At 32.3% G+C, this 12680-nt stretch carries 14 protein-coding genes; 5 read left to right on the top strand and 9 right to left on the bottom strand.

Going from position 1 to position 12680, the window contains the following annotated elements:
* Positions 1-2: 2 nt before the first annotated feature.
* The 6 genes from FHP04_RS03085 to FHP04_RS03060 all read right to left on the bottom strand — a co-directional run bounded on the left by FHP04_RS03085 (position 3) and on the right by FHP04_RS03060 (position 5949).
* The gene (locus FHP04_RS03085) at positions 3-758 is read right to left on the bottom strand and encodes a LytR/AlgR family response regulator transcription factor (protein ID WP_139854473.1); all 756 of its coding nucleotides are present in this window, start codon (positions 756-758) and stop codon (positions 3-5) included.
* Positions 759-894: 136 nt separating this feature from the next.
* Complete coding sequence (locus FHP04_RS03080) at positions 895-1197, bottom strand: 2TM domain-containing protein (protein ID WP_139854471.1); 303 nt, start codon at positions 1195-1197, stop codon at positions 895-897.
* Between the two features lie 11 nt (positions 1198-1208).
* A complete protein-coding gene (locus tag FHP04_RS03075) occupies positions 1209-1517 on the bottom strand; it encodes a 2TM domain-containing protein (RefSeq protein WP_139854469.1) in 309 nt (102 codons plus the stop codon).
* A 97-nt stretch (positions 1518-1614) separates the two neighbouring features.
* Positions 1615-2943, bottom strand: a complete 1329-nt coding sequence (locus tag FHP04_RS03070) for a 2TM domain-containing protein (RefSeq protein ID WP_139854466.1) — start codon at positions 2941-2943, stop codon at positions 1615-1617.
* Positions 2944-3012: 69 nt separating this feature from the next.
* Positions 3013-3672, bottom strand: coding sequence for a hypothetical protein (locus FHP04_RS03065; protein WP_139854464.1), 660 nt, complete (start codon positions 3670-3672; stop codon positions 3013-3015).
* 123 nt (positions 3673-3795) lie between these two features.
* Positions 3796-5949, bottom strand: coding sequence for a TonB-dependent receptor (locus FHP04_RS03060; protein WP_139854462.1), 2154 nt, complete (start codon positions 5947-5949; stop codon positions 3796-3798).
* A 289-nt stretch (positions 5950-6238) separates the two neighbouring features.
* On the opposite strand from FHP04_RS03060, the gene FHP04_RS03055 reads away from it, so the two are divergent.
* Both FHP04_RS03055 and FHP04_RS03050 read left to right on the top strand, forming a co-directional pair.
* On the top strand, positions 6239-6847 hold the full coding sequence (locus FHP04_RS03055) for a YdeI/OmpD-associated family protein (RefSeq protein WP_317129554.1): 609 nt from the start codon (positions 6239-6241) through the stop codon (positions 6845-6847).
* A 26-nt stretch (positions 6848-6873) separates the two neighbouring features.
* Positions 6874-7203: a hypothetical protein gene (locus tag FHP04_RS03050; protein ID WP_139854458.1), complete on the top strand. Its 330-nt coding sequence runs from the start codon at positions 6874-6876 to the stop codon at positions 7201-7203.
* A gap of 15 nt (positions 7204-7218) precedes the next feature.
* Here FHP04_RS03050 and FHP04_RS03045 read toward each other — a convergent pair whose 3' ends face one another.
* A complete protein-coding gene (locus tag FHP04_RS03045; RefSeq protein ID WP_139854456.1) occupies positions 7219-8490 on the bottom strand; it encodes an NAD(P)/FAD-dependent oxidoreductase in 1272 nt (423 codons plus the stop codon).
* Positions 8491-8601: 111 nt separating this feature from the next.
* Between FHP04_RS03045 and FHP04_RS03040 the strand changes: the two genes are divergently transcribed.
* Both FHP04_RS03040 and FHP04_RS03035 read left to right on the top strand, forming a co-directional pair.
* Positions 8602-9096, top strand: coding sequence for an RNA polymerase sigma factor (locus tag FHP04_RS03040; protein WP_139854454.1), 495 nt, complete (start codon positions 8602-8604; stop codon positions 9094-9096).
* Positions 9097-9102: 6 nt separating this feature from the next.
* The gene (locus FHP04_RS03035) at positions 9103-9747 is read left to right on the top strand and encodes a hypothetical protein (RefSeq protein ID WP_139854452.1); all 645 of its coding nucleotides are present in this window, start codon (positions 9103-9105) and stop codon (positions 9745-9747) included.
* 22 nt (positions 9748-9769) lie between these two features.
* Here the strand turns inward: FHP04_RS03035 and FHP04_RS03030 are convergent, their stop codons facing one another.
* Positions 9770-10573 carry a lysophospholipid acyltransferase family protein gene (locus tag FHP04_RS03030; RefSeq protein WP_139854450.1) on the bottom strand — a complete coding sequence of 268 codons (804 nt, stop codon included), beginning with the start codon at positions 10571-10573 and terminating at the stop codon, positions 9770-9772.
* A 132-nt stretch (positions 10574-10705) separates the two neighbouring features.
* Positions 10706-11347, bottom strand: coding sequence for an NUDIX hydrolase (locus tag FHP04_RS03025; protein WP_139854448.1), 642 nt, complete (start codon positions 11345-11347; stop codon positions 10706-10708).
* An 83-nt stretch (positions 11348-11430) separates the two neighbouring features.
* Between FHP04_RS03025 and FHP04_RS03020 the strand changes: the two genes are divergently transcribed.
* On the top strand, positions 11431-12156 hold the full coding sequence (locus tag FHP04_RS03020) for a peptidylprolyl isomerase (RefSeq protein WP_139854446.1): 726 nt from the start codon (positions 11431-11433) through the stop codon (positions 12154-12156).
* Positions 12157-12680: the final 524 nt, after the last annotated feature.

Below are 12680 nucleotides of genomic sequence, written 5' to 3'. Positions count from 1 at the left end.
TTTTACTCCAACCAAAGTTTAAAGTCTTTCACTCGCTCACGTGCCACAACAACTTCTTGTTCTTTATAGCTATTTAACTTCAATTGAAGTCTAGAGTTCGTATAAGATATTATATCCTTGATTGAGTTTATATTTATGATATATTTTCGGCTAATTCTGAAAAAAAGTTCTGGCGAAAGTTCTTGTTCAAGCTGTTCTAAAGTTGTTTCTAAAAGATAATCTCGCCCATCTACAGTGTGTGCATAAGTTCCTTTATTTTCAGAATAAAAACACTCTATCTCATCTACCAAAATCATTTTGATATGCTGCCCTATTTTGGTTGTAAAACGTTTTTTATACTCGCGTTCAACTGGATTGACAAGAAGCTTTTTAATATCCTCAAAATTGATTTGTAGATTTTTATTTGAAGGTTTTAAAAACATGTATTTTTTAACGGCAGCTTGTAACTCTTCTTCATCTATAGGTTTTAGTAAATAATCTATGCTATTAAGCTTAAAAGCCTGCAAAGCATATTCATCAAAAGCTGTGGTGAAAATTATCGCACTGTTAACCTCAACAATATTAAATATTTCAAAAGAAAGTCCATCACTTAATTGAATGTCTAAAAAAATTAAATCTGGATGTTTGTTAGTCTTAAACCATTCTACTGCTTCTTCAACACTGTGTAGCATTTCACTTACATTTACATCTTGTTTCGCTAACATACGTTGAAGATAACGAGCTGACGGTTTTTCATCTTCAATAATTATTACATTCATATAGTTTCGTAAAATTGTGTGGATAATTGTAGCGTTTTCATTTACGTGTTTTCACTCTAAAATTACTTAGCCACCTTTGAAAATTAGTTTTATTTATTATTTTAATTTTGATTGATGCTAATTGAAAATTAACTTGCTATTGCTCTTCTAAAAACTGTTTAATTTTCTTTTCTTCCCATCGTTTCAATAACACGTTATTAAATTTAAATTCAAATAATACATAAATTGCATGTGATACTAGACCTATACCCCAGAAAAAAGCAATTGCGTAATTACTCCAATGTTTGAAATCTAATGGTTTGCTGTTAAATACATTAGCAGAAAAGAGAAGGATTATGATATTAACCATTACAAAAACTAAAAGGTGACTATAGAATCCTTTTAAAGTTTCAACTTTTTTCTTTGCTCGTAAATAGGATAAACTTTTCTTGACCTCCATTTTTAATATGATTAAAACTCGCTTTTATTTTCTCGTCTTTTCTCTTCTTCCATATACTGCTTAATCTTACGATTCTCCCAGTCTTTACCCATAAATGGTGCCCATTTAAATACTTTTATAGCTTGGAAAAAAATTCCGATTCCCCATCCAAAAGCAGCCCATAAAAACCAAGGATTTTTAAATTCGTTTACATAGTAATTTAGTCCCGCTAAGGCACAAATGAAAATAACATACATCGCAACATTAGTGTAAAACTTTTTCATTTCCTCTACACGTCGTTTTGCCTTGATATATTTATAATCTTCCTTATTTATTTCCATAACTGTAATTTTAAACCTTATCTTAAAAGTACCGAATATTGAGCTCGCTATAAAGAGAAAAACACCGAAGCGTCAATATTAGGCGACGAATTGTATTTTATTCATCTTTACTCATTAGTTCACGAATTTTTCTTTCTTCCCAAGACTTGCTAAAAAACGGATTGTATTTAAATGTTTCTGATGCGTGACCTATTACTCCAAATCCCCATCCAAAAATTGGAAATAACGCCCAAGGAAATCCTGCATGTGAAATTATATTTAAGTAAATAAGTACTGGAATAAAAAACACGAAAATAGCTAAATGCACATAAAACCATTTTAGCTTCTCCACTCGCTTTTGAGCTTGTTTAAATTTCTTTTCTGAAATATATATTTTTGATGAATTCATAACTTCAAAGTTTTTTGTTAATATTGGTATTGCAACACTAAACTCCTCTTTATTTTTACTAATAGTAACGGGTTGCTTAGTAAGAAGCGCATACCTTTCTCGAATGTTTCGCAGCCCCAAACCTGTGCTTTGTTTTAAAACTTGCTTAGGCTGAATGTTATTGGTTATCATTAAAACCCCATCTTTTTCTGTTATAGTAATATGAAGTTTTTTCGATGGCATAACTTGATTGTGTTTTACAGCATTTTCCAACAGTAATTGCAGCGATAATGGCACCACCTTCGCTTGCGAATTTTTTAAATGTTGTGGTGTATTAAAAATGATGCTATCCTCAAATCTCACTGCTAAAAGAGACATGTAGAGTTCGGCAAACTTTAGTTCTTCTTCTAGGGTAACCAGCTCTTTATTCTTTTGTTCTAGAACATAGCGATATACTTTTGAAAGCGAAGTTGTAAAACGAGTAGCTGCTTCTGGATTTTCTTCAATTAAACTAGTAAGTACGTTCAGGCTATTAAAGAGAAAATGAGGATCTAATTGATTTTTTAGAGCATCGAACTTTGCTGATGCTGTTCCAGCAATTAATTTTTGTTCGGTTACAATGGTTTGCTGTTTATTTCGATAGTAATAAAAAGAATAAAATATTGCAGTAATTACTACAGAAATAATGAATGAGAGATAATAGTAATCAATCTTTTCAGAAGAAATAAATACTGAAAAATCTTTTCCTTCTATTCCTACTTGTGTTATTATTCGAATAACAAAAAGCGCTACTAATGTAACTAAAACACCTCCTAAAAGCCCTTTTAAAAGGTTTTTAGTTTTAAAGACTTGATTGGGAAATGTCTTGAGTAAAAACCCAAAATAGTATGCATTAGCCAAATATAGAATTACAGAATATAATTGGTTGTACGAAAAAGCAATTAGCAGCTGACGACCATTTTTAAAGAAATGTCCATTTATATGTTGAATTATCACAAGAATGATAAACACAATAGTCCCTACAAAAAATGCTTTCCCTATGTCTTTAAAAATGCGCATTGAATGATTATTTTAAAAATTATACACAAGAATATCAGTTAATTAATAATATTGAAATTAGGAAAAGTTTTACTTACAGCTTTCTGCAACAATTTGCTTTGCTCTTTCTTCACCATAGGTTGGGTAGAACTCTCCTTCGGGTTTAAAAGTAGCAAAAAGTTCTATCGCTCGCTGAAGGTCTTTGCAGTAAGTATCTATTGTTTGATTAAAATATTTCGCACTTCCTATATCCCACTCAGCTTTAGCCAAGATCATTCTTGGATTTTCTGGAGCGATAGCTAAAGCCTGATTGTAAAGCGCAGCCGCTTTTGGAGAATAAGTCATTCCGTATTGCTGCCCGTCAAACACTATCCAGGCGGTATACAACTGTGCTTGCAGCACTAATAATTCAGGATTACCTTTTGATATAGCTGTAGCATCATTAATAAAATTCTGTGCTTTGTCTAGTTGTGCTTTCAACTTCGCTGCGTCTTTTTCTGTGAAACTATTTATAACATTTATTTGAGCTACATAATAAGGCGGCAGCCATTTGTCTGTTTCTGCTGTTGCAATTCTTTCAAACATATTGGCTGCTTCCCAAGATTTATCTTCCTGCCAAATCTTAAATGCTTTTTGCATACCTTGTTGGTATTTGGTTGGTTCCGAAACTTCTGTTGAAGTTGTTTGAGCCTCTACCTGCATAAAAAAAGCAGTTAAGACTATACTTAAGTAAGTGAGTACGTTTTGCATAATTGATATTTTAGTTTTGGTTTAAAGTTTTATTATTATTCAAATTTCATTTAATACTTCTATTATTTAAAAATGAAACAACCGAAATGTTGATTACATTGACTGAATTGTAATATTAAACTCCTACAGATTATCTAGTTGATTATTTTTCCCGTCTTCACTAATAGTCCAAAAGAAACCAACAAAAAAGAATTGATCTGCTGCTGGAAGTAATTTCCTTCTAGCAAAATTCCCATTGGCATCAGGAGTATTTGCGTACTGATATCCATTCACATTCTTAAAAGCGAAAGCATTGTTTATGGAGAAATAAAGTATCTTTTGTTGCGATAACAAATACGCCCAGTTTAAACTTACACTGTTATAATCTCTTGTTTTTTTCTGAAGAAAGCCAGGCGAATTTAAATCGGTGTAAGTTCTACCACTGCCGTATTGATAGCTAAATCCTATCTGACTTTTCCAATCGTCAATCCAATATTTTGCAACAACCGAAAGATTATGTGTATTTGCAAAGTTTGGTGTGGCCTTAATTGGGTAGTCTTTATATTTTCTTTCGGTATCCAAATATGAATAGCTTACCCAATAATCTACATTCTTTATACTTTCGTTATCACGCCAGAAAACATCCAATCCTTGGGCATAGCCATTTCCTGTATTATTAAATAAACTATTTACATCGGGAATGGTTTCGTTGTATGTTACAAGCTTATTGTATTGCTTTCTATACAACTCAGCACGAAATATTCTATTGTTTGCAGCATATTGATAATTCAGTATGTAGTGTTGGGTGTGTTGAGCTTCTACGTCTGTAGTAAACTTTAAAATTTCATTATCTGGTTGTTGAAAGAAATCTCCATAAGCTAATGAAAGCTGACTATTTTTACCTGTTTTAAAAGCAAATGATGCTCTAGGTGAAAATGTAACTTCCTTAAACAATTCACTATACTCCCCACGAACTCCTAGTTTTAATGCAAGTTTTCGTGAGAAAATGATATCTGCTTCGGTAAAAAAGGCAGACACATTATTTTTAAACCCAATATTTGCTGAAAAATCAGACGCATTATATTTTTCATCAAAATCGGTAAGAAACTGTTCCACACCAAAATTCAGTTTGAAATAATTACTAAAACGTTTGTTGAGTTTTAATTTTAAATGTGCCGAATTTTCAACATCCTTTATATGTGCTTTATCGATGTTTACCTTTGTATTTGCGTATGTATAACTCCCACCTCCAAAAATTGACCAGCCTTTATTAAGTTTTTCAGAGTAACTAGCATTAGTATAGAAGTTCTTATTATTCAACTTAAAATACAAGCCTTCTGCTTGATTAATATCTTCTTGTGTTAGTTCAAAATTTGAAGAGTCGAAAGCGCCATAAACCTTTAATAATCCGTCTCCAATTTTTTGTCTAAGAACAGCCTCTCCAGAAGCTGTTTCAAAGGGTTTTTCCCAAGTGTTTCTATCAGGAAGCACAGCAATGTAAGGAGCAAGATTTATATAAGATGTATTCAGACTCAATGATGAATTATCCCACTTTTCGGTGTGTCCTACCCCTCCACCAACACTCATAATAGCAATGTTTGTCTTTTCCTGTACAGGTTCGTCTATGGTGTTCAATAGTAAGACTGAGGATAACGCTTGTCCGTATTCTGCAGAATAACCTCCAGTAGAAAATGTTATGCCATCAAACAAAAAGGGACTGTATCTTCCGCGAGTTGGGATGTTATTGGTTGTAGGGCTATAGGGTGTAAAAACTCGAATTCCATCAATAAAGATTTGCGTTTCACCTGCATCTCCACCACGGACAAAAAGGCGTCCATCCTCAGCAACGGTTGTAGTTCCTGGAAGCGTTTGTAATGCTCCTACAAAATCACCAACCGCACTTGCTGTTGTAACTATATCCATCGGCTTTAAAACAGAAATTTTACTATTATCACCCGCTGAAAAGGAGCCTGCAGAAATTGTTACTGTTTCTAAAGAATTTACATCGTCACGCAGAACAACTTTAAGATTTTTTAGTTTCGAAACGTCATCTATCATTGTAAATGTTTCAAATGAAACATAGGATACAGTTAAGGTTTGTACTCCAGTTTCGGTAGTTTCAAATGTCCAATTTCCATTTTGATCTGATGTAGTACCATCATAAGTTCCGGTTAAATAAACATTTGCCCCAAATATTGGAACACCTTTTTTATCGGTTACTATTCCCGAAATTTTACTCTGTGCAAAAAAGGAAAATGGAAAGAGAATTATTAGAAAAAAAACTACTGAAACTTTCATCTAATGGTGGATTTTGATTTACGGTTCAAAGATGAATTTTCCACACGACATTTCTGAATAAAACAATCTGAACTGTAAAAAAACATAGCTCAATTGTAATTCAAATTTCTTTTTAGATTTTAAAAATTCACATTAAATTGATAATCAACACACAAGCTACGAATTATCCTTAAAACGTTTATAATTAATACTTTATTCTATTTTGTAAAATTCAAATTTCTGATATGGTTGTTTTGCTTCTATCATCCATAGTCCGAACAAAAAAAGAATTATTGTATCTTCGGTTTAAATCAATCTTAAAATAACAGATTCAGAAAAAGTAGATATTTTCATCCATAAACAGACAAAGTGGAAAGATAAGCTTCAACTTCTACGCAGTGTTATTCAACAAACCGAATTGAAGGAAGAAGTGAAATGGGGCAAACCAACTTACACCCTTAATGGAAAATTAGTAGTTGCTATGGCTGATTTCAAAAATCATTTAGCACTTTGGTTTCATCAAGGTGTGTTTTTAAAGGATGAAGCTAAAACCCTTATTAATGCCCAAGAAGGAGTAACTAAAGCCTTAAGGCAATGGCGTTTTAAACAAGATGATGAAATTAATCCCAAACTCATTTTACAATATGTAGAAGAAGCAATTGAAAACGCTAAGGCCGGTAAAGAAATAAAGCCTGTTAAGAAAAAAAATGTTTCAATACCTCTTTTACTTAAAAGCGCATTGGCAACTGACAAAGTCTTAAAAGAAAGCTTTAACAAACTAACCCCTGGTAGGCAAAGAGAATATGCTGAATATATCGGTGAAGCTAAACGAGAAGCAACCCAACAGAAACGCCTAGATAAGTCTAGTGAATTAATTAAAAAAGGCGTTGGATTACACGATAAATATAAAAATTGCTAAGAAAATAACTCCTAATCTAATTAATTATGAAAACAGATACTTACACCAAGACTATTTTAACAATCATCGCAATTTGTTTAACTTTTAACGTAGTGAAAGATTTGAATCTAATTCCTTCTGCTTATGCTAACAAAAGCAAAGAAATTGAACCTATAAATAATGTAATGGATGTACGTTTAGTGGACATTAATACTTACGACCAACTTAATGTCAATCTAAAGAGCATTGACACTTACGATGAAATGAAAGTAAATATAAAAAAGGTTGAAACCTCAAATGCATTAGATGTGAATATAAAAGAAGTTGGAGGGAGATGGATAACAAGTGGAAGCCCGATTCCTGTAAAAGTTAAGTAATTCTTTAAAGTTATTTTATTTTTTGAAAGGCCTAATAATTAATCTGGCAGCTTTATCGTAATTGATATAACTGTAGGTCCAATTAAAAAAAGTTACCACTCTATTTCTAAAGCCAACTAAAAACCACAAGTGAACAAACATCCATAAAAACCAGGCTATTGCACCTCCAAAGTGTAATTTCCCTATATCTACAACTGCCTTGTTTCTTCCAACGGTAGCCATAGTCCCTTTGTCGTTATATTTAAAAGGTTTCATATTTTTGCCATTCAGCATTTTTTTAAAATTATCTCCCAAGTTCTTTCCTTGTTGGATTGCGGGTTGGGCTACTTGGGGATGACCTTTAGGAAAGTCTTTAGTCTCCATTAATGCTATATCTCCTAAGGCATAAATGTTTTCAAAACCTTCAACCTTATTAAATTCGTCTACTTTATACCTATTTGCTTTTTCAATTAAAGCTTTTCCATCAATACCTTTTATTAATGCTCCAGTTACCCCTGCAGCCCATATAAATGTTGCAGTTTCAAAGGTTTTTCCATCTTTTGTAGTTACCGTTTTCCCATCATAACTACTAATAAAAGTTTCTAAATGAAGTTCAACGCCAAGTTTTTCTAAAAATTTTTGTGCTTTCTTTGAAACCTGTTTACTCATTGGTGGCAATACCCTATCCTGCCCTTCAATAAGGTGAACATTCATTTCTTTTTCGTCTATATCGGGATAATCGAACTCCAAAATACCTTTTCTAAATTCGGCTAAAGCTCCTGCTAACTCAACACCCGTAGGACCAGCACCAGCAATCACAAAATTTAGCAGCCGTTTTCTTTCTTTTTCATCCGTAGTAATATCGGCTTTCTCAATATTTTGTAGCATCAAACTTCGGATATTTAAAGCTTGAGGAACTGTCTTCATCGGCATACTGTTTTCAGCTATACTATCATTCCCAAAATAATTTGTGCGCGTACCAGTCGCAATTATTAAGTAATCATAAGTTAAACTTCCTATTGAGGTGTAGATAGTATTTTCTTCAGTATTAATATGTTCGACCTCAGCTAATCTAAAGTGAAAATCAAGATTTTTCCTAAAAATTTTCCGAAGTGGATATGCTATAGAGTCGGGTTCAAGACCAGCTGTAGAAACTTGATACAACAATGGCTGAAAAGTATGGTAGTTATGTCTGTCAAAAAGTACAATTTGTAGATTTTCATTCCTAAGCTTTTTTATAAAGGAAACTCCAGCAAATCCGCCTCCTATCACAATTATACGCTGCTTTTTGGTTTTAGGAATATTCATAGTTTTAATTTTTATTAAAGTTACAAATTGTTAGGATGCTTCATTTAATTTTTATGACTTTTGTAACAAAGCTAAACTAGCATATACTAACCTATTACCAACAAAATAACTTTGAACAAAGAGCTGGAACATAGTTTTGTCACTCAAATTGAGGAAAATCAAAACATTGTACATAAAATTTGCAGGTTATACACCAACGACAGTGAAGCGCACAACGATCTGTTTCAGGAAATAACCATTCAATTATGGCGTGCATATCCAAAGTTTAGAGGAGATAGTAAGTTTAGCACTTGGATGTACAGAGTTGCTCTAAATACAGCAATTACACTTTATAGAAAATCGAAAAGAACCATAAAAACACAAGATTTTGAAGGAGTTAGTTTTAAAATTTCTTCCGAACCTTATGACGATACTACCGAACAACAACTAAAATTAATGTATCGTGCTGTTAAAGATTTAAACGATATAGACAAAGCGCTTGTCTTTCTTTACTTAGAAGACAAGAATTATAAAGAAATTTCCGAAACACTAGGTATTAGTGAGGTAAATGCAAGAGTGAAGATGAACAGAATAAAAGGAAAATTAAAAAGCATTTTAAATCCGTAGATTATAATGGATGAATTAGAACTTTTAAAAAAACAATGGCAAAGCCGCGAGCAGGATTTGCCACATTTGAGTTTTAACGATATTTATAAAATGTTGTTGAAAAGGTCATCTTCCATTGTGAAGTGGATTTTCTATATCAGTATCGCTGAAATTATTTTTTGGACAATTTTATCATTCTTAGTACCAGAATCGAACACTAAGTTTAATAATGATATTGGGATTAACAATACCCTTATTGTTGTAAACATCCTCAATTATTCAGTATTTGGAGTATTTATCTATTTGTTTTATAAAAATTATCGAAAAATATCGATAACCGACTCTGTTAAGGAGCTGATGCAGAATATTTTAAGGGCACGCAAAACTGTGAAGTACTTTGTAATTTACAATGTGACTGCTACAGCATTATTACTTATCTGTGTTAATTTTTATTACTACCTAAACCAAGATATAGTTTTCAAATATATAGTTGAAGATTTTGGTTTAAGTAATGTTACTCAGGAAAGGTTTATGAGTATGTTTTTTTTAAGCCAAATATTAATTGGAACCGTACTGATAGTACTAATACTATTATTCTACAGAATTATTTATGGTATCTTAATGAAAAGATTATACAAGAATTATAAAGAGTTAGAAAAAATAGAATTATAAAAATATCTACCTAAAACTTCTCTTAATAGCGCCACTGTCTTTCCTTGTTAAGTTCTTCTTCACTCTGAATTTCTTCAGAAGGAATCACTTTAAGAAATGAAGGATGTTGCTCTATAGCGTACTCTAATTTCTCTACTATTTCTTGAATGGTATCGTTTTCATAATCGAATTCTAAAGGTTTTTTAATATCCATACTTTGAAGGATACCACGCTTTTTAATCCGAAGTCCTTTTTTATCAAAAGACCTTCTAAAACCATCAATTACAATAGGAACTACTACTGGTTTGTTCTTTTTTATAATGTGTGCTGTACCGCGACGAATAGGCTTCCAAGGCTTTGTTGTTCCCTGTGGAAAAGTAATAACCCAACCATCATTTAGCGCTTTTGTGATGTTGCTAACATCACTCATTTTTACTTGTTTATTTACTTCCTTTCCTTTTTCACGCCAAGTTCTTTCAATACTAATCGATCCGGCATAAGCAAGAATCTTAGGCAGTAATCCAGCCTTCATCGTTTCTTTTGCTGCAACAAAATAAATATTGAGTTTAGGACGCCATAAATAACCAACGTTTTTAATACTATCCTCTCTTCCGCTTAAACTAGCATTAAAGACGTGAAGCATGGCTGCAACATCGGCAAAATATGTTTGGTGATTACTTACAAAGAGGACATTAGTATCTGGAAGATCTTTTATAATCTCACTTCCATGAATTTTTAACTCATTAAACCCTTTAAAACGTCTATGAGTTAAAACTCCAGCTATGCGTATAAGCCAAAGTTTAAAAAAAATTATATGCCCGAATGGGTTCTTTTTAAAAAGACTCATTTATCAGTTCAGTTTCGTTAAATGCAAACAATGAATAATTGCAGAAAACAGTTGATAGACTGTTTACTTTTATACTGCAATACACTTATTAACAATCAAGTTGATTAAACGCAAATATACTAAAATATGCTTTTATAGAGCTTTTTTAAGCATTTCTCGCACCTCATTGAGCATCATTGCAGTAGCACCCCATACTATATAACCATTTAGATTAAAAGCTGGCACACTTATGCTTGTAGCGTAAGAAGTGGATAGTGTTTGAGTAATTATATTTTCATCATTCATAAAATCGTGTAAAGTTACTTCAATCAAAGCTTCAACCTCTTTTTCTTCAGCTACAAATTTTGGAGGCTCCGTTGTAATTCCTAAGAATGGTTGCACAAAAAAATTACTCGGAGGAATATAAATTTCTGTAAGTTCTTTTAATACCGAAATAGTATTTCTAGAAACTCCAACCTCCTCTTCTGTTTCGCGAAGTGCAGCATCTTGCAACGAATTGTCTATAGCTTCAAGCTTTCCACCAGGAAAACCTACTTGTGCAGAATGCACCCCCTTATAAGTCTTCCGAAGTATTAGTATTAAACGTGTTTCTAACTTTTCTGTAGGATAAAACAACGACATTACTCCGGCTTTTTTTGCAGTATTTTTAAGTCTAGCGGTTTCTTTTAGCTCCTTTAATCGCTCTTCAGGCGCCATTTTAAACTGCACTGCTTCACCTGGAAGTTCCATTTTTCTTACTTTTACAATTCGTTTTTCAAACTCACGGAAATTCATTTATAAAATACCTATTAATTATTAAACTACGAAGATGAATAATTTGAACATTACATCTTCAATTTTATCAAATATTTAATTAAATGAAAAAGAAATTTATTGTCTACTTCGCCTATCTAGCTATTGGCTGTGTAATATTTGCAAGTTGTGAAGATAAGAAAAAGACAACTGAAACTGTAGTTGAAACTAAAACCAAAAAAGAGGTTGAAGTTGAAGATGAAACTAAAGTTGAAAATGATAAAAAGAATGATTATCCAAAAATAACAAATGAAAACGTAGTTGAGTTTTTAACCGAATACGGAAAAACCAATCCTGAAACGAAGGTTTTAATCACAAGTAGATATGGTGACATTGTAATTGAGCTGTATAAAGACACTCCCTTACATCGAGCAAATTTCATTTATTTAGTAAAGGAAAAGTATTTTGATGAAACTTTTTTTCATCGTGTGGTTCCTAATTTTATAATTCAGGGTGGAAATAGTGATTTAGTTTCTACACCTCGTAAACGAGCTGCCATAGGCAACGAGTATTTACTACCCGCAGAAATTATTCCTGGTAGAATTCACCAATATGGAACTGTTTCTGGAGCTAAAGAATACCGTGAAAATCCTGACCACAGAACAGCGCCTTATGAGTTTTTTATATTCCACGGCCCTAAGTCTTCAACCTCACATTTAAATGTAAAGTACACCATTTTTGGAAACGTTATTAAAGGGATGGATGTAGTGGAAAAAATTTCAAATGTAAAAGCAGACGATGGCGATTGGCCATTAGAAAACATTTATATTTCTGCGAAGGTTGTTGAATAATCGTCAAAGGTTTATTTAATTATAATATATAGCAAGATTGTGAATATAAGACCCCAACGGGGTCGAAAGCTAAACAAAACATATATTCTATAAACATTTGAGCCCTACGGGTTCTTTTTAATAATTAAAAATCATTAGTGCCAGATTCTCTAAAAAAACAAAGGAAATCAGTTTAAATCCCGAAGGGATTACATATTTATAACAATAGGTTTCAAAAAAAACACTCGACCCTAACGGGGTCGAAAGCTAAACAAAACATATACTCTATAAACATATGGACCCTACGGGTTCTTTTTAATAGTTAATAATCCTTGGTTCCAAATTCTTTAAAAAACAAAGGTAATCAGTTTAAATCCCGAAGGGATTACATATTTATAACAATAGGTTTCAAAAAAACACTCGACCCAAACGGGGTCGAAAGCTAAACAAAACATATACTCTATAAACATATGAACCTTACGGGGTCTTTATAATAATTAATAATCATTAGTGCCAAGTTCTTTAAAGAACAAAGGAAATCAGTT

The organism is Aequorivita sinensis (assembly GCF_006346335.1).
Lineage (GTDB): Bacteria > Bacteroidota > Bacteroidia > Flavobacteriales > Flavobacteriaceae > Aequorivita > Aequorivita sinensis.
Note: the sequence above shows the minus strand (reverse complement) of the source record. Positions and strands in the feature narration are given on the sequence as shown.

Excerpts from the sequence above, each read along its gene's own strand:
- FHP04_RS03085 (WP_139854473.1), bottom strand. The coding sequence starts at position 758 with ATGAATGTAATAATTATTGAAGATGAAAAACCGTCAGCTCGTTATCTT.
- FHP04_RS03080 (WP_139854471.1), bottom strand. The coding sequence starts at position 1,197 with ATGGAGGTCAAGAAAAGTTTATCCTATTTACGAGCAAAGAAAAAAGTT.
- FHP04_RS03075 (WP_139854469.1), bottom strand. The coding sequence starts at position 1,517 with ATGGAAATAAATAAGGAAGATTATAAATATATCAAGGCAAAACGACGT.
- FHP04_RS03070 (WP_139854466.1), bottom strand. The coding sequence starts at position 2,943 with ATGCGCATTTTTAAAGACATAGGGAAAGCATTTTTTGTAGGGACTATT.
- FHP04_RS03065 (WP_139854464.1), bottom strand. The coding sequence starts at position 3,672 with ATGCAAAACGTACTCACTTACTTAAGTATAGTCTTAACTGCTTTTTTT.
- FHP04_RS03060 (WP_139854462.1), bottom strand. The coding sequence starts at position 5,949 with ATGAAAGTTTCAGTAGTTTTTTTTCTAATAATTCTCTTTCCATTTTCC.
- FHP04_RS03050 (WP_139854458.1), top strand. The coding sequence starts at position 6,874 with ATGAAAACAGATACTTACACCAAGACTATTTTAACAATCATCGCAATT.
- FHP04_RS03045 (WP_139854456.1), bottom strand. The coding sequence starts at position 8,490 with ATGAATATTCCTAAAACCAAAAAGCAGCGTATAATTGTGATAGGAGGC.
- FHP04_RS03035 (WP_139854452.1), top strand. The coding sequence starts at position 9,103 with ATGGATGAATTAGAACTTTTAAAAAAACAATGGCAAAGCCGCGAGCAG.
- FHP04_RS03030 (WP_139854450.1), bottom strand. The coding sequence starts at position 10,573 with ATGAGTCTTTTTAAAAAGAACCCATTCGGGCATATAATTTTTTTTAAA.
- FHP04_RS03025 (WP_139854448.1), bottom strand. The coding sequence starts at position 11,347 with ATGAATTTCCGTGAGTTTGAAAAACGAATTGTAAAAGTAAGAAAAATG.
- FHP04_RS03020 (WP_139854446.1), top strand. The coding sequence starts at position 11,431 with ATGAAAAAGAAATTTATTGTCTACTTCGCCTATCTAGCTATTGGCTGT.